A 25094-nucleotide genomic window follows, 5' to 3' on the forward strand; every position below is an offset into this window, starting at 1 on the left:
ACTCGAAAAACGGCAGAAATCCGCCATTCTTTCCTTAACGGCGAGATTGCCGCTTGTTCATCGATCCGAAAGGTTGGGAATTTTCACCAACATTTGGATTTCGCCCTTTCGGGTGGCGGTGCAGGACCTTGCACGCTATCGCCTCGGCACCCCATGGCGCTCGACCGTATCTCGCTTTCCGACTTCAGAAACCATGCCGCGACGGGCCTTGACGGCACCGCGCGCTTCAACCTCCTGGTGGGTGAGAACGGAGCCGGGAAAACCAATCTGCTCGAAGCGCTATCACTGCTCGCGCCGGGCCGCGGCCTGCGCCGGGCAGCGCTGGCGGACATGGTTCGCAGCGGGGCCACGAACGGCTTTGCCGTGGGAGCCGACCTCCTCTCGCGCGACGAGCCCCTGCGCATCGGAACCTACAGCGAAGGTGCCCAACCCGGCCGCCGCCGCGTGCGCATCAACGGTGCGGAGGCCAGCGCTGTAGGACTGGGCGAATGGCTGGCCGTGACCTGGCTCACCCCGGCGATGGACGGCATTTTCACCGGCCCTTCCGCCGACCGCAGACGCTTTGTCGACCGCATGGCTCTGGCACTCGACCCGATGCACGCGGCACATGTCTCGCGCTACGAGGGCGCACTGCGCGAACGCAACCGCCTGCTAGCCGACCAGCGCGAACCCGACGGCGCATGGCTCGACGCGATCGAGGCGCAAATGGTCGAACATGGCTCCGCTCTGATGGTTGGCCGTGCGCGGCTGGTCGAAGCGCTGGCGGTGCGGCTGGCGCAGATGCCGGCCGAACCCTTCGCCCGCCCTGCCCTGACCTATGTGCCCGGTGCACCTGATCACGCGGACGGCCTGTCGCAAGCGCTCTATGAGGGCCGCCGCCGTGACCGCGCGGCGCAGCGCACCCTTTCCGGCCCGCACCGCGACGAACTCGACGTCGTCCACGCCGCCAAGCGCATGCCCGCCGCGCAAAGCTCGACCGGCGAACAGAAGGCAATGCTGGTTGCCATCACCCTCGCCCATGCCGGCCTCGCGGCGCAGGGCCGCGCCAGTATCCTGCTGCTCGACGAGGTCGCAGCGCATCTCGACCCGGTCCGGCGCGCGGCCCTGTTCGAACAATTGGAAGCGAGCGGCGCACAAGTCTGGATGACCGGCACCGAAATTGCGCCTTTCGAGAGCATCGCCGGCGATGCAGCAACCTGGCGCGTCACAAATGGCCTGGTCGAGCGCCTTTAGCCTACCGGAGGCAGCGCGGCCTGCACCTCATCCAGCGTGTCCTCTACAAGAAGGTCTATACCCTCTATCGTCGGGTGAATGCGGTCGGCCTGGAACAGCTGCGGCTTCTCGTAGATCGCCTCGAGCCAGAAGGGCACGATTGCGGCGCCGTATTCCTTGGCGAGCTCGCCATACAGGCTATCGAATTCCGCTTGGTATTCAGGGCCATAGTTCGGCGGCGCACGCATCCCCATGAGCAGGACCGGGATGCCGCGCTTCTTCGCTTCTCCCAGCATGGCGGCGAAATTGGCGCGCGTTTCCGTGGGCTGGAGACCACGCAGCATATCGTTCCCACCGAGCTCGAGCATGATCAGGTCCGGTTTCACCTTCTGCGCATCGAGTGCGAAAGCGAAACGCTTGGCGCCCGCCGCACTCGTCTCCCCAGACACCGCCGCATTGGTGACGATCGCGTTGATACCCTTGTCGCGCAAGGCGTATTCGAGCTTGGTCGGGTAGGAATGCGTCAGGCCTACTCCATAGCCGGCGAACAGGCTGTCCCCGAATGCGAGGATACGGCGTTCAGGGCCCGCGACCTCCTTGCGCTCGGGCGAGGTGGCCGAAGGGGCGGTCGTCTCCGCCGGTTCCGCAACAGTGTCGGCCTGCGAACAGGCAGCGAGAACCGGGGCAAGCAGTGCTATCGACCAATGACTGAGCCGCATCGGCGAGTATCCTTGTGCAACCTATGGCCCTATGCCATCGCAGCGCCGTGACCAATCCACAAGCCGCGATTTCCGCCCGCAACCTCACCCTCACCCTCGGTACCGACGCCGCGCCCGTCGAGATCCTGCGCGGCATCGACCTCGACATCGAAACCGGCTCGACCGTTGCCCTGCTAGGACCGTCGGGCTCGGGCAAGAGTTCGCTGATGGCGGTACTGTCAGGACTCGAACGCGCCAGCGGGGGCAACCTGCAGGTCGCGGGTCAGGACTTTGCTGCACTCGACGAAGATGCCCTCGCCCATGCCCGGCGCGGCCGCATCGGCATCGTGCTGCAGGCCTTCCATCTTCTCCCCACCATGACCGCGCTGGAAAACGTTGCGACGCCTATGGAACTCTCCGGCGAAACCGACGCGCGCGCGCGGGCCAAGGCCGAACTAGAGGCAGTCGGCCTCGGGCACCGGCTCGACCACTATCCGCAACAATTGTCTGGCGGCGAACAACAGCGCGTCGCCATTGCCCGCGCGATTGCGCCGCGCCCAGCGCTGATTTTTGCCGACGAGCCGACCGGAAATCTCGACGCAGCAACCGGCCACGAGATCGTCGAACTGCTGTTCGCCCGCCGCGCGGAAACCGGAGCGACCCTGCTGGTCATCACGCACGATCCCGAACTCGCCGAGCATTGCGAGCGCGTGCTGACGCTCGCCGACGGACGCATCGCCAGCGATACTGCCGCATGACCTGGGGAACCGCCTGGCGCATCGCCCGGCGCGATCTCAGCGCGCGCTTCCGCGGCCTGCGCCTGCTGCTCGTTTGCCTGTTCCTCGGCACCGGCGCACTAGCGGCCATCGGCACGCTGACAGCGGCAATAGAGCAGGAGCTGGAGGCGAACGGTCGCCAGTTTCTCGGCGGAGACCTCCAGGTCGAACTATGGCAACGCGGCCTTGCCGACGAAGAGCGTGCCGCATTGTCCCAAATTGGGACAGTTTCTTCCGGCACTCGGATGCAGGCCATGGCCCGCGCAGGCGAACAGGCCGTGCCGATTGAGCTCAAGGCCGTGGACCAAGCCTATCCCTTGTACGGAAAGCTGGTGCTGGCCGACGGGCGGATTGTCGGCCCGCCCCCTGCCGATGGGGCTTGGCTGTCGCAGGGCGCGGCCGACCGGCTCGGAACCGGGATCGGCGATACGATCACGATCGGCACCGCGCCGATCAAGGTCGGCGGCATCATCAAGGACGAGCCAGACCGTCTCGGCGAAGGCTTCCAGCTCGGACCAACGATCATCGTCGCAGAGGACCTGCCCATGCGCGCCGGCCTCATCGCTCCTGGTTCGATGTACCAGTCTAAGACCCGCGTCCGTTTCGCAGGGTCACAGGCCCCCGAAGATGTTGCCGAGAGCCTGAAAAAGCGCTTCCCGACTTCGGGTTTCGAAATCGACACCGCCGACAGGGCCGCACCTGGTACCGACCGTTTCGTCGACCGGATGGGCGAATTCCTGACCCTCGTCGGCCTTGCCGCTCTGGTGATCGCGGGGATCGGCATCGGTGGTGGCGTCAGTTCCTACCTCGATGCCAGGCGGCAGGGGATCGCCACGCTCAAGATAATCGGCGCTACCAGTCGCGACATCGGCAAGATCTACGCGCTCCAGGTGTTCGCCGCTGCCCTTGTCGGCAGCATCGCAGGCATCCTCGTAGGGATAGCCATCGTGCCGCTGCTTGCGGGTGCATTGCGGGGTCTCCTGCCCGTATCGACCGGCTTCATCTTCGCACCCGGACCGCTCCTGCTCGCCCTTGCCTACGGTCTGCTGGTAGCGCTCGTGTTCGCGGCACCACCGCTAATGAGGGCACGTCGCTTCCCGGCCATGGCGCTGATGCGTGCGCGCGTGTCGCCGCTGGCAGGGGACAAGGCGGCGCTCGCGATAGTGGGCGGCGGGCTCGCGGCCATCGTTGCCCTCGCCTTGCTCACCGCCGAGCAGCCCATGCTCTCGGGCGGTTTCCTTGCCGGAGCTGCGGTCCTCCTCGGCCTGTTGGCGCTGCTGGGCCTTGCAATTCGCAAGCTGGCGGCCTCGTTCCCCCGCGCGCGTAATCCCATTCTGCGCAATGCGCTTGCCAATTTGCACCGCCCCGGAAGCTCCACCGGAGCCCTGGTAACCGCACTCGGCTTCGGCCTCTCCGCCTTCGTCCTGCTCGCTGCGGTCCAGTCGGCAATCGACGGCAATATCGCAAAGCGGGTCCCCGAAAAGGCTCCCGACTACTTCGTTCTCGACATCCCTCGCGAGCAGGTGACCGAGTTCGAACGGCTGGTCCAGCAGGCCGACCCCAATGCCAACTGGCGTACGGTTCCGGCACTGCGCGGGTCGGTGCTTGCGTTCGGACCCGAAGACCGCATGACCCGTACCGCAGACCTCGAGGAGCTGCCCGAAGGTGCCTGGGCCCTGCGCGGTGAGCGCGGCCTGACCTATGCCGACGAAGTCCCGCCCGGGAACACCATCACCAAGGGCAAGTGGTGGGGGCCATTCTACGCGGGTGAGCCGCAGGTATCGATCGACGAGGATTTCGCAGAGGCTGCCGGGCTCGAAATCGGCGACATGCTGACGTTCGGCGTCCTGGGCGTCGAAAAGCAGGCGCGCATCACCAGTTTCCGTCGGATCGACTGGGAGAGCATGGGCTTCAATTACGTCTTCGTGCTCAGCCCCAATGCGATGCAGGACGTGCCGCACAATCTTGCCGCCACGATCGAGCTGTCGAAAGGCACACCCACGGGCCCACTGCTTCAGTCACTGGTGCGCAGTTTCCCGTCGGCCTCGGTGATCGAGGTGGGCGGCGTCCTGGGTCAGGCAAGAACGATCCTCGACCAGGTCGGGTTGGCCACGCTTGCTGCTGCCAGCGTCGCCGTGTTCGCGGGGCTTGCCGTGCTCTTGGGCGCGATAGCTGCCGCACGTGCTGCGCGAACCTATGACACTGTCGTTATGCGGGTCCTCGGCGCAGATCGGCGGCAGATCCTCGCCATGCAATTGATCGAGTACGGCATCCTCGCCGCGGCTCTCGCAATCGTTGCTCTCGCTGTTGGCAGCTTCGCAGCATGGCTGGTCGTCACCCGACTGTTCGAGTTCGACTGGCTGCCCGACTGGCCCCAAGTCCTTGCAGTGCTCGGTCTTGGGCTGGCGGTTGTACTGGTTTTCGCGCTCGGGGCGTCGCTGCCCTTGCTCAGGGCCAAGCCCGCCCAGGCACTGCGCGCGCTCTAGAAAAAATGAACCCCGCAGCCAAGATGGCGCGGGGTTCAGGATATCGACCAGTAGAGCGAAGACCAGCCCGACGGGTCGCAACCTCCTGATAACATCTCATCCCGCCTCGCGGGCTACCACGTCGGGACCGTTTCAACCCGGGACGGATGCTGCAAGTTCATGACATGCAAAAGAAAAGGGGACCCCAAGGCCCCCTTTCCCGTTTTTCGCGGATGATCCGGAAGTATTAGAACTTGTACTTCACCGATGCACCATAGGTGCGCGGCTGGTTCGCGTAGCCCGAGATCGAGCCCGACTGCGCGACCGAGTCGAAGATCGTGGTGATATAACGATCGTCGAGCAGGTTGCGGCCCCACACGGTCAGTTCCAGGCCCATGCCGAAGGCATAGGTCGCACTGGCCGACAGTTCGTCCACCTGGCGGCGGAACGGACGGGCTGCGGCGAAGGCCGCATCCTGGCCACCCGAGATGAAGCCCGGCAGGCCGTCCGCGATCTGCACCGGAGCTTCGTGGTAGAAGTTGGTGTTCAGGATGATGCGGTCGCCAGCGGAGTTGATCTCCTTGTTGTACTGGGCGCCCAGAGCCATCGTGAACTCCGAGATTCCGGCCACGTCGCGACCCGAGAGGTCGCCGATCGAGCTGTTCGGGAAACTGTTGTACTTCGGCTGCAGGAAGGTGAAGGCGGCCATCACGCTGAACGAATCCGACAGGCGCGAAACGCTGTCGAACTCGATACCGAAGGTCTCCTGCTCACCCGCATTGGCAAGGGCAAAGCCCGTGCCGGTGAAGATGTTCGACTGGAAGCCTTTGATCTTCTGGTTGAAGAAGGTGAGGTTGGCCGAGAAAATGTCCCAGTTGCCCTTCAGACCCAGTTCCGCGACCTCGGTCTTTTCCGGACCCGCAAAGCGCGAACCGGTGGTGAGGTTGGTGGTGGCCAGACCCGCAGTCTGGATTGCCGCGAGATCCGACGCCAGCGGACGGCTGTCACGCGACAGGTTGAACGAGCTCGCCTTGAAGCCGGTTGCGTAGGACGCATAGACGTTCAGGTACGGCGAAACGTCATAAGCGAGGCGCGCGGTCCAGGTGAAGTCGTTGTCGCTGGTCTTGCCCTCTTCCACGCTGTTGGGAATGTTGAGGAAGGGCGGCAGGAACTGCAACGGACGCAGGGCCAGCAGCGGGTTGACCGCCGGATTGCTGGCGTTGGCATCGGCAAAGCTGCCGACTGCAGTAGCAACCTGCTGGTAGATCGCGGGCTGCGCGAGTGCGAAGCCACCGATTTCCGCCTGCGTCGCCGGACGGCCGAGGTTGAGGATGCTGCCAACCTGGGTGGCAAGGCCCTGGGCGAAGATCGCGGTGCGACCGATGCCGGTGAGGTTCAGGCTGGAGAAGACGTCTGACGAAACGACATTGGTCGAAACGCGCTTGCTGTCGTCGGTGTAGTTTCCGCCGAGCGTCAGCACGAGGCCGTCGGCGACTTCGAAATCGACCTGACCGAAGACCGAGATCGCCTCGTTCTTCAGCGTGTAGGCTTCAGTGAGGCCCTGGCCCGGCATGAAGAACTGGTTGAGGTAGTTCTGGCCAGTGAGAGCCGAGATCGTGCCTTCGAGCTGGTCGACAGCGAAATCGTTCGGCGGGCTGGTGACCGGACCGCCGATCAGGAGGTTCGCGTATTCACGGAAGTCCTGGCCGAAGAACAGCTCGTTCGACTGGTCGATGCTTTCATTGAAGTAGAAACCGCCGAGCAAGAAGCTGATGCGGTCGCCGATTTCACCGGCGAGGCGCAGTTCCTGGGTGAAGGTTTCGAGACCGACGTCGGCGAAGTTGCGACCGATCAGGTCGGCGCTGGTGAAGTCCGAATCCTGGTTGGTGATGGCGCGCGATTCACGATAGGCAGTGATCGAGGTCAGCGTGAAGTCGCCGATCTCGTAGTCTGCCTGACCCGAAACGCCCCAGTTCTCGATGTCGTTCGAGGAATCGAAGTTGTTGTAGATCACGTCGGCGAACGGATCGGCCGGGTTCGGGATCTGGCCGCCGATGGCAAGGATCGCGTTGCTGGCCGCCGAACGGCGAAGGTTGACGACACCGCAGCAGGTTTCGTCGATCTTGTCGAAGTCGCCGATAAGGCGGAACTTCAGCGGGCCGCCGTTGTCGAACAGCAGCTGGCCACGGGTGAACCAGCGGTCGCGGCCATTGCTCTCGTTGCCAGTGCCGAGGTCATCGAGGTAACCGTCGCGCTTGTTGATGCCGCCGGCGAGGCTGAAGGCGATGCCGTCGGTGATCGGGCCGGTGACGAGGCCCTTTGCGACGATCGCATTGTAGTTTCCGTAGCTAAGTTCGGCAGAGCCGCCGAATTCGAACTGCGGTTCCTTGGTGACGATCGAGATGACGCCAGCGCTGGCATTCTTGCCGAACAGGGTCGACTGCGGGCCGCGCAGGACTTCGACGCGCTGGACGTCGGGGAGGTCGGTGATCTGCGAGGCGGTGCGGCTGCGATAGACGCCGTCGACGAACACGCCGACCGAAGGCTCGATGCCGGCGTTGTTGGCGCCGTTGCCGAAGCCGCGGATGAGGAAGTTGGTGTTGGCCGAGCTCTGGAGCTGCGAAACCTTGAGCGAGGGAACCTGGGTCTGCAGGTCCTTGAGGTCACGGATCTGGGCGCGCTCGATGGTCTCGGCAGTAGTCACGCTGACGGCGACAGGGATTTCCTGCAGCGTCTGTTCGCGCTTGGTCGCGGTGACGATGATGACGTTGCTGTCGGGGGTTTCCGCCTGTTCTTCGGCGGTGTCTGCAACGGAAGCCTGGTCGTCGTCGGCATCCTGGGCCGCAACGGTGGAGGGAAGGACCAGCGCCGCAGCACCGGCAAGCATAACGGTACGAACGGTCGCAGTGCGGCCGAAGGCAGTAAATTTCATGGAGGTTCCTCTTCTCACAAGACGTGTAGTCGGTCTGCTGCGCAGTCCCCAAAATCACGCGAGCGAGCGCGAGATATTGAGAGATCCTGCCACTCTCAAGGGGTTAGCGTGGTTCCCCCACACGCATTCGCCGACTGTGCCTTTCGCGTTACACAGCAGCACCTTGCCGCAATGCAGCATCTACGCTAGGGGCGCGCCCGAAACGCAGCCCGCCCTCGCGCGTTGCCGCTACGGCACCCTTAAAGAAAGCTAGAATCCATGTCCCGCGACCTGCGCAACGTGGCGATCATCGCTCACGTCGACCACGGCAAGACCACTCTCGTCGACCAACTTTTTCGTCAGTCGGGAACCTTCCGCGAAAACCAGCGCGTCGAGGAACGCGCGATGGATTCGAACGACCTGGAAAAGGAACGCGGGATCACGATTCTCGCCAAGTGCACCAGCGTCGAGTGGAACGGCACGCGCATCAACATCGTCGATACCCCGGGGCACGCCGACTTCGGCGCCGAGGTGGAGCGCATCCTGAGCATGGTCGATGGCGTCATCCTGCTGGTCGATTCCGCTGAAGGTCCGATGCCGCAGACCAAGTTCGTTACCGGCAAGGCGCTCGCCCTAGGCCTGCGTCCGATCGTCGTCGTCAACAAGATCGACCGTTCCGACGCACGCCCGCAGGAAGTGCTCGACGAATGTTTCGACCTCTTCGCCAGCCTCGACGCCAATGACGAGCAGCTCGATTTCCCGAGCCTGTGGGCTTCGGGCCGTGACGGCTACGCCAGCGACGACGAAACCGCGCGTAGCGGCGACCTCAACCCGCTGTTCCAGCTGATTGTCGACCACGTCCCCGCCCCGGGTCTCGACCCCAATGGCCCCTTCAGCTTCCTCGCTACGCTGCTCGACCGCGACAATTTCATGGGCCGCGTGCTGACCGGCCGCGTCCAGTCGGGTACGGTCAACATCAACGACCCGATCCGCGCACTCGATGCCGAGGGCAACGTGATCGAGGTCGGCCGCGCAACCAAGCTGCTGAGCTTCGACGGGCTGGAACGCGTCCCGGTCGAACGCGCCGAGGCGGGCGACATCATCGCTATCGCCGGCCTGGAAAAGGCGACAGTTGCCAACACCATCGCCGATCCCAGCGTTACCGAACCGATCCAGGCCCAGCCGATCGACCCGCCGACGCTGGCCATGCGCTTCGCCGTCAACGACAGCCCGCTTGCCGGGCGCGAAGGCAGCAAGGTGACCAGTCGCATGATCCGCGACCGCCTGTTCCGCGAAGCCGAAACCAATGTCGCCATCCGCATTACCGAGAGCGAGGACAAGGACAGCTTCGAGGTCGCCGGTCGCGGCGAACTCCAGCTCGGCGTGCTCATCGAAACGATGCGCCGCGAAGGCTTCGAACTCGGCATCAGCCGCCCCCGCGTGCTCTTCCGTGAAGAGAACGGCCAGCGCATGGAGCCGTTCGAGACGGTCGTCATCGACGTTGATGACGAACATTCGGGCACGGTCGTCGAGAAGATGCAGCGCCGCAAGGCCGAGCTGACCGAGATGCGCCCCTCGGGCCAGGGCAAGACCCGCATCACCTTCTCCGCCCCCTCGCGCGGCCTCATCGGCTATCACGGCGAGTTCCTGTCGGACACGCGCGGCACGGGCATCATGAACCGCCTGTTCGAGAAGTATGACGCGCACAAGGGCCCGATCGAAGGCCGCCAGAACGGCGTGCTGATCTCGATGGTCCCGGGTGAGGCAGTCCCCTACGCGCTCAACGCGCTGGAGGAACGCGGCATCCTGTTCATCGGCGGCGGCGCGAAGATCTACGAAGGCATGATCATCGGCGAGAACGCCAAGCCCGACGATCTCGAAGTCAACCCGATGAAGTCGAAGCAGCTGACGAACTTCCGTTCGACCGGCAAGGACGACGCCATTCGCCTGACCCCGCCCAAGGTCATGACGCTGGAACAGGCCATCGCCTATATCGACGATGACGAGATGGTCGAAGTCACCCCGCAGTCGATCCGCCTGCGCAAGGCGATCCTCGATCCGCACGAGCGCAAGCGCGCCAAGCGCGCTGCGGGTTAATCGGCTTCAAACAGCCAGATTGTCAGCGGGTCATGTGCGCGATAGCTTCGCGTGCATGACCTCGCGGCTTCCCCCGGTATACGAGCATCACCGGCTCGTGCCCCAGCGCAGCTTCGCCGAACTTGAAGTCGGCGAACGCTTTCCCCTGCCCTCACGGACGCTGGGTGACGGCAACTTTGCCGCGTTCCAGGCGCTGAGCCTCGACAATCACCCGATCCATTACGACGCCGAGTACTGCCGTGCTCTCGGGCATCCCGGCCCGCTGGCGCATGGATTGCAGGTGCTCTGCTTTACGGTCGCGGGTGCCGGGACCTTTCCCTACACGGTCGGCGAGAACCTCGTCGGCATGGTCGAGGTACGCGCGCGTATCCTCAAGAGCGCCTATCCCGGAGACACGCTCTACCCCTGCCTGACGATCGCCGAACTCAAGCCGCAACGCACGACCGGCGTCGTCACCATGAGTGCGACGGTCGACAACCAGCGGGGCGAACGCGTGCTCGAAGGCGAGCACGTCTACCTGATGAAGCTCTAGCCGAAGAAGTTCGGCTGGCCGTTCGAAGCGGTGATACCGCCGTCGACCGGCAGGTTCACGCCGTTGACGAACACCGCATCATCGCTGGCGAGGAACAGGACCGGACCGGCAATCTCGTCCGGCTCGGCTGCGCGACCAAGCGGCATGCGGTTGCACAGCATCTTCATCGCGCCTTCGTTCTCGGTCACGCCGGTGGTCATGTCCGAACGGGTCATCGAGGGACAGATGGCATTGGCGCGCACGCCCTGGCTGCCGAACTCCAGCGCCATCGCCCGGGTGAGGTTGCACACCCCGCCCTTCGACGCGTTGTAGACACCCAGGCCCCAGTCACCGCCGAGGCCTGAAACGCTCGAGATGTTGATGATGTTGCCTTTCGCCGCGAGCAGGTGCGGGAACGCCTCGCGTGTCAGGTAGAGGATGCCCTTCAGGTTGATGTCGATGATGGTGTCGATGAACTCGTCCGACGCGTCCGACAGCCGTCCTGCGCGCCCCACCCCGGCATTGTTCACTAGCACATCGATGCCGCCGAAGGCCGCGACGGTCTTCTCGACCATCTCCTTCGCAAAGGCGGAGGAGGACACGTCGCCTGCCACGACGAGCACCCGATCGCCGCCAAGCGATGCCGCGACCTTCTCGCAGTCCTCCGCCTTGCGCGAGTTGAGGACGACATTCGCTCCCTCCGCATGGAACCGGCGCGCAATCGCCTCGCCAATACCCATGGAGGATCCGGTGACGATCACGGTTTTGCCGGTGAAACGGGCGGGCTGGGTCATGGCATCGGCTCCTCTCGATTGTGGTTGGAGCCTTGCTACCCTCCTGCCGGCCCTGCGCCAAGCAGCAAGGCTTGCGGTCAATTCGGTGCTGGCTGTGGCCAATGGCCCGCCGCCCTGTTAGCCGTGCGCGCATGCAGACAGGAACAATCATAAGCCTCGCACTCTATTTCATCCTCATGCTCGCGATCGGACTGTGGGCGTGGAAACGTTCGACCGATACGAGCGAGGGGTATCTCCTTGCCGGACGGGGTCTTTCCCCCGCAGTTGCGGCGCTTTCGGCCGGTGCGTCGGACATGAGCGGATGGCTTCTGCTGGGCCTGCCCGGCGCGCTCTATGTCAGCGGCCTTGTCGAGGCCTGGATCGGCATCGGCCTGTTCTTCGGCGCGCTGGTCAACTGGATAGTGGTCGCCCCGCGCCTGCGGCAGCAGACCGAGGAACTTGGCAATGCGCTGACCATTCCCGAATTCCTCGCCAACAGGTTCCCGGACAAGGCGGTCGCCTTGCGGCTTGTATCGGCGCTCATCGTGGTGGTCTTTTTCTCGGTCTATACTGCCGCCGGCCTCGTCGGCGGGGGCAAACTGTTCGAGACCAGCTTCGCAGGGTTGTTCGGCAACACAGGCATGAGCGACTACATGCTCGGCATCTGGGTAACGGCGCTGGTCGTGCTCGCCTACACCATGGTTGGCGGTTTCCTAGCGGTCAGCCTGACCGATTTCGTGCAGGGCCTGATCATGGTCACCGCGCTTGTAATCATGCCGCTGGTCATCATGTTCGGACCCGGAGGCAGCGCGGGCGGATCGCTTCAGCAAGTGGATGTCCCGGGCTTCCTCAGCCTGACGCAGGGGCTGACTGTCCTAGGTTTCATCAGCGCTGTGACATGGGGCCTTGGCTATTTCGGCCAGCCGCACATCATCGTGCGCTTCATGGCGGTGCGCAGCGTCGAGGACATGCCGACCGCACGCAATATCGGCATGGCATGGATGGGCGTCGCGCTTATCGGAGCGATCGGCATCGGACTGGCCGGACGGGCCTATGTCGACCGGAACGGCCTGGTGGTCGACGACCCGGAGACGATCTTCATCGTGCTCGCCAATCTACTGTTCCACCCGCTGGTGACCGGTTTCCTGCTGGCGGCCCTTCTCGCGGCCATCATGTCGACGATCAGCTCGCAGCTGCTCGTCGCCTCGAGTTCGCTGACGGAGGACTTCTACAAGCTGTTCTTCCGCAAGGACGCGGGCGAGCGCGAGAGCGTAAACGTCGGGCGGATCTGCGTTGCGCTGGTTGCGCTGGTTGCGATCCTCATTGCGCGCAACCCCGACAGCGAGGTTCTCGGGCTCGTATCGAACGCCTGGGCCGGATTCGGCGCAGCATTCGGCCCGTTGATCGTCCTGTCGCTGACCTGGGACCGCATGACCGGATCGGGTGCCGTCGCGGGCCTTATAACCGGCGCAGTGGTAGTGGGGGCGTGGATCGCGCTCGGCTGGAATGCCGCAATGCCCGGCTTCGATGGCGGCCTCTATGAAATCGTGCCGGGCTTCATCGCTGCATGGTTGGCAATCGTCGTGGTAAGCAAGGCAACGCAGGCGGAGGCCGTAGCACAAGGGAGCTGAGACATGGCCAAGATCACAGGCCTCGGCGGCGTATTCTACGTCGTGAAGGATCCCGAGGCGACACGCGCATGGTATCGTGACACGCTGGGGGTGGATGGCGACTACGGCCCGCAACTCAACTGGTCGGAAGAGACCAAGGACCAGCCTTACTCGCTGATCAGCCACTTCAAGGACGACGAGTACATCAAGCCCGGCAAGGGTGGCTTCATGATCAACCTGCGCGTCGATGATCTCGACGTGTTCGTGGCACAACTCAGGGAAAAGGGTGTCGACGTGCTCGACAGTGTCGACGAGGGGTACGGCAAGTTTGCCTGGCTGCTCGACCCCGATGGCGTGAAGATCGAATTGTGGGAGCAGGTCGAGGCTCCGTGACACCATGGCCACGATGCGCGTGTTAGCGCCTTGTTAACCATGTTTGGCGATAGTCTCCCTCATGCGACTGCATCCCGCCCTGCTCTCTCCTCTCCTCCTCGCGGTGGCGGGATGCGGCGCTGTTCCTGACAGCAGGGCTCCCAAGCGCGTCAGCACCGAAGCTGGCATGCCGACGATTTCCCAGATGCGGCCGGAGGCGGTCCAGTGCCAAACCGAACTGGGCAGGACAGGATCCAACTTCGCCCCGCTGCCGGACAAGTATTACGGAGCCGGCTGTTCAGCCCTGAACGCCGTGAAGCTCGATGGAATCGGCGGGGACAATGGCCAGTTCATGGTCACCAACCTCGGCCCTCTCGCATGTCCCGCCGCCAATACGCTGGCAAGCTGGGCGCGCTTCGGGGTCGATCGCGCCGCTCGCCAGATCATGGGCAGCCCCCTCAGGCGCCTTGAGACCATGGGCAGCTATTCCTGCCGCAATGTCGCCGGCACCGGGCGCCTGTCGGCCCACGCGCGTGCAGAGGCTGTCGATGTCTCGGCTTTCGTGCTGGCCGACGGTCGGCGCATTTCAGTCAAGGACGGCTGGTCGGCCTCGCCAAAGGAACGCGAATTCCTGCGTACCGTCCACCAGAGCGCCTGCAAGCGCTTCGGCACCGTGCTCGGCCCCGATTACAACGCGGCGCACCACGATCACCTGCACCTCGAATTCGGTGGCAATTCTTACTGCCGTTGAGCGAACCGAAGGGCTGTTGCCGCCCTATCCCGCGACGATCCTGGCGCCGCCTTCCAGATGGGCTTCCATCCGCAGGCGGACAGCCTGGCTGGGATGTTCGGCCCCCAATTTCGTCATCATGTTGGCGCGGTGGATTTCCACTGTGCGCGGGCTGATCGACAACTCCCGCGCAATCATCTTGTTGCTGCACCCTTCGGCCAGCCAGTCGAGGACCTCGCGTTCGCGCGGGGAGAGGGCGGCAATGCGGTTGCGCGCCTCGACCATCTTGCGACGGGCCTCGGCATAGGCGTCGGCTTCGCCGCCAATGCGGGCAATGGCATCGCCCAGTCGTTCTTCACGCAATGGCAGGCTGAGATAGTCGAGTGCTCCTGCCTTTATGGCCTCAACCACCCGGCCCGGCCGGGGTTCGAACGAGGTTCCGACAACCGGCAGCCATTTCCCATCGACCGCCAGTGCCCGCAGCACACGCGCAACGCCCCCACGATCCGGATCGTCGTAGGCAAGCACGACTCCGCGAACCGGATTGTAGGAGAGAAGCTCCGAAGTGTCGGCGTAGACTTCGCAATGGTAACCAAGGTCGAAACCGAGATGGGCCTGTTCGGCCCGGGAACGACTTGATCCACCGACGATATGAAGATTTTGTCGTGTTTCCATGGACATAGGCTTGCCGCAATACGCAAATTTGCCAAATCCGGATCACTACCTATTCGGATGTTTACTTCGTTCTACTGCCCGTAGACTTGGGTATTCGCGCCGGTTTTCAAGTCATCCAATTTGGACCTATTAATCGTCCCCGCGATAGAAACTGTAATCCGGCAGGGAATGGAAGGCGTTCTTGAGTGCATCGCCCCAGCTTGAAGAGATGGCCTGGAAATAGGGATCGTCGTGATTCACGCGATGCTGGTGTGACGGTTCGTAGCTGTCGCGCTCGATCACCTGCAGGTCGAGCGGAAGTCCGACCGAAAGGTTCGCCTTGAGCGTCGAATCGAAACTGACCATGAGCAGCTTCACCCCGTCTTCGAGGCTCATCTGCCTGTCGTAGCCACGTATGATGATCGGGCGCCCGTATTTGGTTTCGCCAATCTGGAAAAACGGCGTGTCGTGGCTGGCCTCGATGAAGTTGCCCTCGGGATAGACCATGAACAGGCGGGGCTCCATGCCGGCGATCTGGCCGGCGACGATGATGGAAGCTGTGAACTTGCCCTGCCCGCGCGCACCATTGGCATCCTGCCGGTCGCCGATGACCCTGCGCAGGAGTCGTCCGATCTCGGTCGCGACCTGGAACATGGTCGGACTGCCCAGAATGACGTTGTCGCGCTCCCCGGGCTCCTTGCTGCGTTCTTCCAGCAGACTGATCACCGCCTGGGTCGAAGCGAGGTTTCCGGCGGTCATCACGGTGATGATCCTTTCGCCCGGAACGGTCCAGGTGAACATCTTGCGGAACACGGAAATGTTGTCGACGCCCGAATTGGTGCGCGTGTCGCTCATCAGGACGAGGCCCTTGTCGAGCACCATTCCAACACAATAGGTCATTGATCCGAATCTCCGGCAGCTATTGCTGCACTTGCTGCTGTTCGACCGCGACGTCCACCTCCAGCACGGCAGAAGCCCCGCCGAAGCTGATGCCGGTCACCGGCGCGGCATCGCGATAATCGCGTCCGGTCGCGACGCGCACGTATCGGGCATCAGGACTGATGCCATTCGAAATGTCGAAGCCGACCCAGCCGAGACCTTCGACATAGGCTTCCGCCCAGGCGTGTCCGGCCTCCTGCTCGATGCGGTCGTTCATCATCAGGTATCCACTGACGTAGCGCGCCGGCACATCGAGCGCGCGGGCGATGCCGATGAAGATATGCGCATGGTCCTGGCAGACCCCGCTGCCCTGCGCGAAAGCCTCTTCAGCCGTCGTGCGTGAATGGGTTGTCCCGGTCTTGTATTCGACCTGTTCGAGGATGCGCGAGGACAGGCGATGGAGCATGTCCAGCCGGTCGGTCCCCCCGTCGGTGAGCTGTTTCATGAGCTTGCGCATCCCGCCGCCCGGCTTCGTGCGCGCGGTCTGCGACTGGAAGCTCCACAGGGGGAGGTGGCCCGCATGGCGACCGATAACCCCGGCCTGGTCGCTGGTTTCAACCACGCCGCGGCACGTCACGGTTACTTCCTGCGCGCCGCTCTCCACCCCGATCAGGGTGACGGTGTTGTGGTGCTGGTCCTCGAATGTCAGTTCGGGATGGGCATTCAGGTACTCCATGTCCCATTCGATGATCCTCTGCCCCTGCGTCTCCTTCGGCGTTAGCCGCAGCCGCTGCAGGGCGTGCACGACAGGAGCGTGGAAGCGGTAGCGGGTGGTATGGCGGATCGAGAGGCGCATCAGGAGAGGAACCGGTAATCGTCGGCGATCGCATTCGCGATGGCGGAGTTGGTCGATACGAACTCGACGAGGAATTCGTGGAGCCCCTGGTCGAACACCTCTTCGATGGTCAGACCGGTCAGGTGCGTGTCGGAATCACGCATCAGGGCGTTGCTCTGCCCTTCATGGCCGTGCAGCCGTGCGAGCGCCGTCAAGGTCTCGCGCAAGGCAGAGTGACAGAAGGCAAGGCTGCGCGGAAAACGATCGTCGAGGATCAGGAATTCGCAGATCCCGCGTGCGTCGATCTGGCCGGCATTGAGCCAGCGAAACGCGCGGTCGCCCGAAACCGAGCGCAGCACCTGGTCCCACTGGCCGGTGTCGAGGCTCGACCCGACATAGGATAGCGACGGCAGCAGCAGGTAGTACTTGATGTCGAGGATGCGGGCGATGCTGTCCGCTCTTTCGAGGAAGGTCCCGGCGCGGGCAAAGTGATAGCCCTCGTCGCGCAGCATCGAACCGGCCATGGCGCCATGGGCCAGCGTACCGGCGCGGCGGATCGTCGCGACGATGTCGAGCACGCGGTTCTCGCCAACCGGGCGGGCAAGCTGGTCCTTCATCACCAGCCAGTTCTCGTTGATCGCCTCCCACAATTCGCCGCTGATGGCATTGCGGGCAAGCCGCGCATTCTGGCGGACCAGCCCGAACATGGCGAGGATCGAGGACGGATTGTCCTTGTCGCGCAGGATGTGGTTCCATGCCTGCATCCCCGTATAGGTACCGTGCTTCGCCTCGTAGCTGGCGCGCTGGCCGGATGTGGCGATGACCGACCGCCACTCCTCTTCCGCCGTGACGAGATCGCGGGTCAATGCCATGCGCAGGCCCGCATCGAGCAGGCGCGCAGTGTTCTCCGCCCGCTCGAGGTAGCGGAACATCCAGAACAGTCCGTTTGCGGTCCTGCCGAGCATATCAGTCCTTCAGCACCCAGGTGTCCTTGGTGCCGCCTCCCTGGCTCGAGTTGACGACGAGCGAACCCTCTCTCAGTGCTACCCGGGTCAGGCCGCCGGGCGTGATGTCGATCTTGTCGGGCGAAACAAGGACGAAGGGCCGCAAGTCAACATGCCGTGGCGCGAGCCCCTTCTTGGTGAAGATCGGGCAGGTGGAAAGCGAAAGCGTCGGCTGTGCGATGTAGTTTTCCGGGTGCGCGACGATCTTGCGGCGAAACTCCTCGATCTCCTTCTTGCTCGAGGTAGGACCGATCAACATGCCGTAACCGCCTGATCCGTGGACTTCCTTCACCACCAGTTCGGCGAGGTTGTCGAGGACGTACTTGAGTTCGTCCGGATCGGCGCAACGGTGTGTCTCGACATTGGGCAGGAGGGGCTTCTCGCCGGTATAGAACTCGACGATTTCAGGCATGAATGAATAGATCGCCTTGTCGTCGGCGACGCCGGTGCCGGGGGCATTGGCAATGGTGATCCCGCCAGCGCGATAGACGTCCATGATGCCCGGTACGCCCAGCACGCTGTCCTCGTTGAAAGTCAGCGGGTCGAGGAAGTCGTCGTCGACACGGCGATAGAGCACATCGACCGGCTGGTATCCCGCGGTTGTCCGCATTGCGACGCGGCCATCGACCACGCGCAGGTCGCTCCCCTCGACCAGCTCTGCGCCCATCTGGTCGGCAAGGAAGGCATGCTCGAAATAGGCGGAATTGTAGATGCCCGGCGTCAGCACGGCGACGACGGGCTTGTCCTGCGCACATTTGGGAGCGCAGGCGGCGAGGCTCTTCGCGAGGCGCCGCGGATAATCCGAAACCGCCTCCACCGGCATGCGCATGAACAGCTCGGGGAACATCGCCATCATCGTTTCGCGGTTCTCGAGCATGTAGCTGACGCCCGATGGCGTGCGGGCATTGTCCTCCAGCACGAAAAATTCGTCCGGACCGGTACGGACAAGGTCGATGCCGACGATATGGGTATAGACCCCGCCGGGCGGGGTGAAGCCGACCATGTTTGGCAGCCATGCGGCATTGTCGCGGAACAGCCGTTCCGGAATGCGACCCGCGCGGATGATCTCCTGCCGGTGGTAGAGATCGTGCATGAAGGCGTTCAGGGCAGAAACACGCTGCTCGATCCCGCGGGTGAGCTTGCGCCATTCGGCGGCCGTGATCACCCGGGGCACCATGTCGAAGGGGATCAGCCGTTCCTCGGCCTCGTCCTCGCCATAGACATTGAAAGTGATGCCGGTCTTGCGGAAATTGGTCTCCGCCTCGCCGTGCTTGCGCTTCAGCAGGGCGGTCTTCTGCTCGTCGAACCAGCTGCAATAGGAGGCATAGGCTTCGCGCACGGTGCCATCGGCATTGTGCATCTCGTCGAAATTTCCCGCGCTACCGCTCATTGTCCCCCGGGGATTCGACCGGAGGAGAACCCGCCGGTGACTTACAGGAACACAAGCATTCAGGCGCGGTCAAGTTCCGAAAGCACGACCGCTATGGCTTCATTCGTCATGACGAGGCCCATATGCGAGCAACGAACCGCTATCGCGCGGTCGCGTTCGCCGGGCTTGCCGCAGGCGCAACGCGGGTGCACCACCCCGTCGCGCGGGCTCCAGATGGCCACAGTCTCGACAGGCGGCTTCTCCGACAGGACGGTATCTATCTCCGGTTCGTCCACGCGGTGGCCGGCAATGGCCTGATAGGCACGCCAGCCGTTGTTGGCGCGCGGGCTACCCGAGAAGGGCGAGCCCAGAGTGATCACTCGCGATATCTTGTCCGGATGCTTCTTGGCCAGTTCGCGAGCCATGACCCCGCCCAGCGACCAACCCACGAGCGCGATCGGCTCGCCATCCTTCTCGAACAGGGTGAGCAGGCGTTTTTCGACACGATCGAAACGGTCCGCGGTCGCGCCGAGATTGTAGCCGAGCCCCCACTTCTTCGCGATGTGCCCCGCGGCCTCCAGCCTGCGTGCCATCCAGCGCATCCGGATCGGGTGTGCACCGAAGCCGGGCAGCAGCATGACCGTTTGTGGGCGGCGTGCGGGAGCGATCGCGAGCGGCTGGCCGAGCTTGCGGCGCAGCGGCTCGAACGGCCACAGGAATTCGCGCAGGAACAATTGCCAGCGCGGGCCGCGCGCGTCGTCCGGGCAAGGTTCGGCCGCCAGCGACAGCCGCCGGGCGAGTTCCTCGCGGTCGATGAAATTCGTGTCTCTGAACGGTAACGTTGCCATCACCGCGTAATAATGCACGAGGCCGATGAACGGCTCCCGAAAATCAAACGGTCATTCAACCGTCGCAGTCGCCGATCCGCTCCTGGTTCGATTTCATGGTCATCTTCATGGTCTTGCCGTCGGGTGTCTGGGCATCCATCGTCATGGTCATGCTGGACGAGGTAGTGGTTCCGGTACCCTGCATCGTCATGCGGGCCATACCATGTTCGGGTCGCGAGCAATTCATCACCGCGTCGATCGTCCCGCCATCGGTCTCGAACTTCTCGAAACTGCAATCCTCGTTCTTGTTCGACTGGCGGGCCATTTCCTCAAAGCCCTTGGCGGCTTCTTCCTTCGTCAGGCAGTATTCGTGGGTCTGCGGGCCGACGGAGATCATCTTTTTCATCATCTCCTGGATTTCCTTGGGCGCGCCGGGCACCTCGACATTCACCATTTCGACCGTGGCGCGGTATTGGCCCGGTTCGGGCTTCACGAGGTCCTTCGACTTCTCCGCTGCCTCTTTCATGGTGATCTTGCCATCGCCGTCCGCGTCCGCTTCGGGGCTGCCGCACGCGGCGACGAGGGCGGTTGCAGCAGCGAGCAGTAGATAACGGCGCATTGAAATCTCCCTAGGACTGGCGACGAAGCTAACAGTCGGAAGCCATTGCGCAAGCGAAGTTGCAGCACACAACTTTGTTCCCCATATGTGCACGCATGGCTGAGCTTGTAATCCGACGCGGACTCGAAGAACCCGACACCACCGGGGAGTTCGTACCCCACAAGCCGACACGGCCCGACAAGTCGATGGGCGGGCGGCCGTTCAAGCTCGTCAGCGACTACACGCCCTCGGGCGACCAGCCCACGGCGATCGCCGAACTGGTGGAGGCCGCAAGGGACGGCGAACAGACGCAGGTGCTGCTGGGCGTGACCGGCTCGGGCAAGACCTTCACCATGGCCAAGGTGATCGAGGAAATGCAGCGACCCGCGCTGATCCTCGCACCCAACAAGATCCTCGCTGCGCAGCTCTATGGCGAATTCAAGAGCTTCTTCCCCGACAATGCGGTCGAGTATTTCGTCAGCTATTACGACTACTACCAGCCCGAAGCTTATGTGCCGCGCTCGGACACCTACATCGAGAAGGAAAGCTCGGTGAATGAGGCGATCGATCGGATGCGCCACTCGGCCACGCGCGCACTGCTCGAACGCGATGACGTGATCATCGTCGCCTCGGTCTCGTGCCTCTACGGCATCGGCTCGGTCGAGACCTATTCGGCGATGATCTTCGACCTCAAGACCGGCGACACGGTCGACCAGCGCGAGATAATCCGCAAGCTGGTCGCGCTGCAGTACAAGCGCAACGACGCCGCATTCCAGCGCGGCAACTTCCGCGTGCGCGGCGACAATCTGGAAATCTTCCCGAGCCACCTCGAGGATACCGCCTGGCGGATCAGCTTCTTCGGCGACGAGATCGAGGAGATCAGCGAATTCGACCCGCTGACCGGCAAGAAGGGCGCCGCGCTCGACAAGGTGCGCATCTACGCCAACTCGCACTACGTCACCCCCGGGCCGACGATGAAGCAGGCCATGGCGGCCATCAAGTTCGAGCTCGAAGAGCGGCTCAAGGAACTGCACGAGGAAGGCCGCCTGCTCGAAGCGCAGCGGCTGGAACAGCGCACCAATTTCGACCTCGAGATGATTGCTGCGACCGGCTCATGCGCGGGGATCGAGAATTACAGCCGCTTCCTCACCGGTCGCCTGCCGGGCGAACCGCCACCGACCTTGTTCGAATACCTGCCCGAGAACGCGCTGCTGTTCGTCGACGAAAGTCACCAGACCGTGCCGCAGGTCGGCGCGATGGCGCGCGGTGACCACCGCCGCAAGATCACGCTAGCCGAATACGGGTTCCGCCTGCCCTCGTGCATCGACAACCGCCCACTGCGCTTCAACGAATGGGACGCGATGCGCCCTCAGACCATTGCGGTTTCGGCCACGCCCGGCCCGTGGGAGCTGGAACAGTCGGGCGGCGTCTTCGCCGAGCAGGTCATACGCCCCACCGGCCTCATCGACCCGCCGGTCGAGATCAAGCCGGTCGAGGACCAGGTGCAGGACTGCATCGAGGAGTGCCGCAAGACCGCGGCAAAGGGCTATCGAACGCTCGTCACCACGCTGACCAAGCGCATGGCCGAGGACCTGACCGAGTTCATGCACGAGGCCGGCGTGCGCGTGCGCTACATGCACTCCGACGTCGAAACGCTGGAGCGCATCGAGCTGATCCGCGACCTGCGCCTCGGCGTCTATGACGTGCTGGTCGGCATCAACCTGTTGCGCGAAGGCCTGGACATTCCCGAATGCGGGCTGGTCTGCATCCTCGATGCCGACAAGGAAGGCTTCCTGCGTTCCGAAACCTCGCTCATCCAGACCATCGGCCGCGCCGCGCGCAATGTCGACGGGCGAGTGATCCTCTATGCCGACCGCATCACCGGCAGCATGGAGCGCGCGATGGCGGAGACCGAGCGCCGCCGCGAAAAGCAACGCGAGTACAACGAGGAACACGGCATCACGCCGCAGACGATCAAGCGCCAGATCGCCGATATCGTTGCCCACACTGCCGCGCAGGACGGAGTCACCGTCGACACCGGGGATGACGAGCGCAACAACCTCGTGGGCCACAACCTGCGAGCCTATATCGAGGATCTCGAGAAGCGCATGCGCGCCGCTGCCGCCGATCTCGAATTCGAGGAAGCCGGACGTCTGCGCGACGAAATCCGCAGGCTCGAGAATGACGAGCTCGGCCTTGGCGATGGCGAGAAGAAGGCGCCGCTCGTCGGCCGCTCCAATGAAGGCAAGCCAGGCACACGCAAGACCCGTTACGGCAAGACAAGATACAAACGAATGGGGGGCAAGCCCTAGAGCAGTTTGTCGCCCCGCAACGGCGTTCGTCCGATAGTCCTTGCCTCATCGGGCAGGTCACGCGATGCCCTGCACCAGGGGAGAACTGTCATGACACCTAGGTTCCTGTTCGCGGTGGCACCCGTCGCGCTCGTCCTGTCCGCCTGCGCCACTACCGCCGTCGATCCGACGCCTGCAGTCGATACCGCCGCCATAGCCAGCGCCGTCGCGGCTTCCGACCGGCCCGAAAACGCGCGCAAGATGGACCAAGGCCGCAAGCCTGCCGAAGTCCTCGCATTCCTCGGTCTCGAGCCCGGCATGGTCGCCGCAGACCTGTTCACCGCAACGGGCTATTGGGCAGAGATCATGGGCCACGTCGTTGGCGAGAACGGCAAGGTAATCGCCTACCAGCCCGACCAGTTCTACAACGACGACAAGAGCAAGGCGGCCTGGGCCGGACTAATCGCCCGCAGTCCCGCGGTGGAGATGGCGCGGCACCCCTTCGATGCCTTTGCGCCGCCCGCCAGTTCGCTCGATTTCGCGATCATCAATGACTCCTACCACGACCTTTACTGGACGAGCGAACAGTACAAGATCCCGTTCACCGACCCCAAGGCCTATGTCCGCGCGCTCTATGCCGGGATGAAGCCGGGCGGGATCGTCGGTGTGATCGACCATGTCGGCCAACCCGGCGATACCCGGGCGGTCGTCGATGCCGTCCACCGTATCGACCCGGCAGTGGTTCGCGCCGATTTCGAGGCCGCCGGCTTCGTGTTCGAGGCGCAAAGCGACTTTCTGGCCAACCCGGAAGACGACCATACCAAGCTGGTTTTCGATCCGTCCGTTCGCGGAAAGACCGACCGCTTCGTCTATCGCTTCCGCAAGCCACGCTGATCCTCGCGATCTTGCCTGCATTGCCGACCCTGCCATAGGAGAGAGCATGACTGCCCGGATCCTCGCCCTGCTTGCCGCAAGCTCGGCCCTCGCCCTCAGCCCCGCCCATGCCGCCGACAAGGACGCGAGCGAGAAACCTGCCGCTGCCCCCTACGAAGCGAACAGTGCATCCAAGCGCTTCAGCGGGACCTTCGGCGGGCGTTCCGTGAGTTACACCGCGACGGTTTCGGAGCAGGTGCTCAAGGACGACAAGGGCACGGCCAAGGCGGCGATCGTCACGACCGCATATGTCGCCGAGCCGCGCGACCCGAACCGCCCGGTCACCTTCCTGTTCAACGGGGGGCCGGGCTCGGGTTCGCTCTGGCTGCAGATGGGAGCTTTCGGGCCCAAGCGCGTCGCCATCCCATCAGATGCCAGGGACGACGGCGGGCCGCCCTATCCGATCCTCGACAATCCCGATTCACTGCTCGACGTGACCGACCTCGTGTTCATCGACCCGGTAGGCACCGGATGGAGCCACACGATCGGCGACACCGACCCCAAGGATTACTGGGGCGTGACGCAGGATGCGAAATCGGTCGCGCAGGTCATCCGCCAATGGCTCAGCGAGAACGGACGCTGGAACAGTCCCAAATACCTCGGCGGCGAGAGCTACGGCACGACCCGCAGCGCGGCGGTCGTCAACGAGCTGGAGGGCGGATACAACGACGTCTCGCTCAACGGGGTGATCCTGATTTCGACCGTGCTCGATTTCGCAGCCGGGGCGGAAACCGAAGGGGCCGAGCTGGGCTATATCACCACCCTCCCCTCTTTCGCCGCGACCGCACTCTTTCACGGCAAGGCGAGCGCCCCCTCGGTCGAGCAATTCGTTGAGGAAGCACGCCAGTTCGCCATCGGGCCCTACGCTGCCTTCCTGCTCAAGGGGCAGAAAGCCAGCGCGAACGAACGCGCTGCAATTCGCGGCGAACTCGCCCGCTTCACGGGTCTCAGCGAAGCCTATCTCGAAAGCGCCGACCTGCGAGTGACATCGGGCAGGTTCTACAAGGAATTGCTGCGCGACCGTGGCCAGACCGTGGGACGGCTCGATTCGCGCTACACCGGCAAGGACTACGACAATGCCGGCGAATACCCTGACAACGATCCGAGCTTCTACGGCATCGACGGCGGCTATACCGCCGCGGCCAACGCCTACATGCGGGACACCATCGGCTACAAGACCGAGCGACAGTATGTGACTATTGGCGGGGTAAGCGACTGGGACTGGCGCCTCAATGGCGGGCGCGACAGCGATGCCTATCTCAGCGTCGCCCCCTATCTCGGCCGCGCGCTGCGCGAGAATTCGGGCATGCGCATCTATGTCGGCCAGGGCTGGTACGATTTCGCCACGCCGTTTTTCGCTGCCGAGTATGCGCTCAGCCGCACGGGATTTCCGCAGGACCGGATCGAGTTCCATTACTACGACGCGGGACACATGATGTACGTCCGCGACGAGGATCGGGCCAAGCTTTCGCGCGATATCCGGGCATTCATCCGATCGCGCTGAGGACAGTCGTCGCAGGGCAGTTGAATGCGCGCGCGCCTGTGCCAT

Annotated in this window: 21 protein-coding genes; 11 read left to right on the forward strand and 10 right to left on the reverse strand. The window is 63.7% G+C overall.

What is annotated here, in order from left to right; all coding sequences use genetic code 11:
• The first annotated feature begins 153 nt into the window (after positions 1–153).
• Positions 154–1233: a DNA replication/repair protein RecF gene (recF, locus tag IRL76_RS08810; RefSeq protein WP_200981003.1), complete on the forward strand. Its 1080-nt coding sequence runs from the start codon at positions 154–156 to the stop codon at positions 1231–1233.
• Here the strand turns inward: recF and IRL76_RS08815 are convergent.
• Positions 1230–1931 carry an arylesterase gene (locus tag IRL76_RS08815; RefSeq protein ID WP_200981004.1) on the reverse strand — a complete coding sequence of 234 codons (702 nt, stop codon included), beginning with the start codon at positions 1929–1931 and terminating at the stop codon, positions 1230–1232. The two genes, recF and IRL76_RS08815, sit on opposite strands and share 4 nt — an antisense overlap.
• Before the next feature lie 23 nt (positions 1932–1954).
• Here IRL76_RS08815 and IRL76_RS08820 point away from each other — a divergent pair, with 23 nt between their 5' ends.
• Positions 1955–2668 (forward strand): ABC transporter ATP-binding protein, encoded by a 714-nt coding sequence (locus IRL76_RS08820; RefSeq protein WP_200981005.1) that lies wholly within the window; start codon positions 1955–1957, stop codon positions 2666–2668.
• Positions 2665–5172 carry an ABC transporter permease gene (locus tag IRL76_RS08825; protein ID WP_200981006.1) on the forward strand — a complete coding sequence of 836 codons (2508 nt, stop codon included), beginning with the start codon at positions 2665–2667 and terminating at the stop codon, positions 5170–5172. The genes IRL76_RS08820 and IRL76_RS08825 overlap by 4 nt, the downstream gene beginning before the upstream one ends.
• A gap of 226 nt (positions 5173–5398) precedes the next feature.
• On the opposite strand, the gene IRL76_RS08830 is transcribed toward IRL76_RS08825, so the two are convergent.
• Positions 5399–8083, reverse strand: a complete 2685-nt coding sequence (locus IRL76_RS08830) for a TonB-dependent receptor (protein ID WP_246449630.1) — start codon at positions 8081–8083, stop codon at positions 5399–5401.
• Between the two features lie 258 nt (positions 8084–8341).
• Between IRL76_RS08830 and typA the strand changes: the two genes are divergently transcribed.
• Together typA and IRL76_RS08840 are read left to right on the forward strand one after the other, a co-directional pair.
• A complete protein-coding gene (typA, locus tag IRL76_RS08835) occupies positions 8342–10159 on the forward strand; it encodes a translational GTPase TypA (RefSeq protein ID WP_200981007.1) in 1818 nt (605 codons plus the stop codon).
• Positions 10160–10214: 55 nt separating this feature from the next.
• On the forward strand, positions 10215–10691 hold the full coding sequence (locus tag IRL76_RS08840; protein ID WP_200981008.1) for a MaoC family dehydratase: 477 nt from the start codon (positions 10215–10217) through the stop codon (positions 10689–10691).
• On the opposite strand, the gene budC is transcribed toward IRL76_RS08840, so the two are convergent.
• Positions 10688–11464 carry a meso-2,3-butanediol dehydrogenase gene (gene budC / locus IRL76_RS08845; protein WP_200981009.1) on the reverse strand — a complete coding sequence of 259 codons (777 nt, stop codon included), beginning with the start codon at positions 11462–11464 and terminating at the stop codon, positions 10688–10690. The genes IRL76_RS08840 and budC overlap by 4 nt on opposite strands.
• Positions 11465–11595: 131 nt before the next feature.
• Here budC and putP point away from each other — a divergent pair, with 131 nt between their 5' ends.
• The 3 genes from putP (at position 11596) to IRL76_RS08860 (ending at position 14176) form a co-directional block, all read left to right on the forward strand.
• Positions 11596–13074 (forward strand): sodium/proline symporter PutP, encoded by a 1479-nt coding sequence (putP, locus tag IRL76_RS08850; protein ID WP_200984250.1) that lies wholly within the window; start codon positions 11596–11598, stop codon positions 13072–13074.
• 3 nt (positions 13075–13077) lie between these two features.
• Positions 13078–13446, forward strand: a complete 369-nt coding sequence (locus IRL76_RS08855) for a VOC family protein (protein ID WP_200981010.1) — start codon at positions 13078–13080, stop codon at positions 13444–13446.
• Positions 13447–13507: 61 nt separating this feature from the next.
• Positions 13508–14176: an extensin-like domain-containing protein gene (locus tag IRL76_RS08860; protein WP_200981011.1), complete on the forward strand. Its 669-nt coding sequence runs from the start codon at positions 13508–13510 to the stop codon at positions 14174–14176.
• 24 nt (positions 14177–14200) lie between these two features.
• Here IRL76_RS08860 and IRL76_RS08865 read toward each other — a convergent pair whose 3' ends face one another.
• From IRL76_RS08865 to IRL76_RS08895, 7 genes are all read right to left on the reverse strand, one after another.
• Positions 14201–14830 (reverse strand): response regulator transcription factor, encoded by a 630-nt coding sequence (locus tag IRL76_RS08865; protein ID WP_200981012.1) that lies wholly within the window; start codon positions 14828–14830, stop codon positions 14201–14203.
• 129 nt (positions 14831–14959) lie between these two features.
• Complete coding sequence (locus IRL76_RS08870; protein WP_200981013.1) at positions 14960–15709, reverse strand: proteasome-type protease; 750 nt, start codon at positions 15707–15709, stop codon at positions 14960–14962.
• Positions 15710–15728: 19 nt separating this feature from the next.
• Positions 15729–16544, reverse strand: coding sequence for a transglutaminase family protein (locus IRL76_RS08875; protein ID WP_200981014.1), 816 nt, complete (start codon positions 16542–16544; stop codon positions 15729–15731).
• Positions 16544–17488 (reverse strand): alpha-E domain-containing protein, encoded by a 945-nt coding sequence (locus IRL76_RS08880; RefSeq protein WP_200981015.1) that lies wholly within the window; start codon positions 17486–17488, stop codon positions 16544–16546. Before IRL76_RS08880 ends, IRL76_RS08875 begins: the two co-directional genes overlap by 1 nt.
• A gap of 1 nt (position 17489) precedes the next feature.
• Entirely contained in the window at positions 17490–18917 is a 1428-nt protein-coding gene (locus tag IRL76_RS08885) for a circularly permuted type 2 ATP-grasp protein (RefSeq protein WP_200981016.1), read from the reverse strand.
• A 59-nt stretch (positions 18918–18976) separates the two neighbouring features.
• Complete coding sequence (locus IRL76_RS08890; RefSeq protein ID WP_343072230.1) at positions 18977–19762, reverse strand: esterase/lipase family protein; 786 nt, start codon at positions 19760–19762, stop codon at positions 18977–18979.
• A gap of 37 nt (positions 19763–19799) precedes the next feature.
• Positions 19800–20342, reverse strand: a complete 543-nt coding sequence (locus tag IRL76_RS08895) for a DUF3617 domain-containing protein (protein WP_200981017.1) — start codon at positions 20340–20342, stop codon at positions 19800–19802.
• 95 nt (positions 20343–20437) lie between these two features.
• Between IRL76_RS08895 and uvrB the strand changes: the two genes are divergently transcribed.
• The 3 genes from uvrB (at position 20438) to IRL76_RS08910 (ending at position 25049) form a co-directional block, all read left to right on the forward strand.
• Positions 20438–22633 (forward strand): excinuclease ABC subunit UvrB, encoded by a 2196-nt coding sequence (uvrB, locus tag IRL76_RS08900; RefSeq protein WP_200981018.1) that lies wholly within the window; start codon positions 20438–20440, stop codon positions 22631–22633.
• 90 nt (positions 22634–22723) lie between these two features.
• On the forward strand, positions 22724–23506 hold the full coding sequence (locus IRL76_RS08905; protein WP_200981019.1) for a class I SAM-dependent methyltransferase: 783 nt from the start codon (positions 22724–22726) through the stop codon (positions 23504–23506).
• A gap of 46 nt (positions 23507–23552) precedes the next feature.
• Positions 23553–25049: a S10 family peptidase gene (locus IRL76_RS08910; protein ID WP_200981020.1), complete on the forward strand. Its 1497-nt coding sequence runs from the start codon at positions 23553–23555 to the stop codon at positions 25047–25049.
• Positions 25050–25094 lie beyond the last annotated feature (45 nt).

This window comes from Qipengyuania soli, from assembly GCF_015529805.1.
GTDB classification, from domain to species: domain Bacteria; phylum Pseudomonadota; class Alphaproteobacteria; order Sphingomonadales; family Sphingomonadaceae; genus Qipengyuania; species Qipengyuania soli.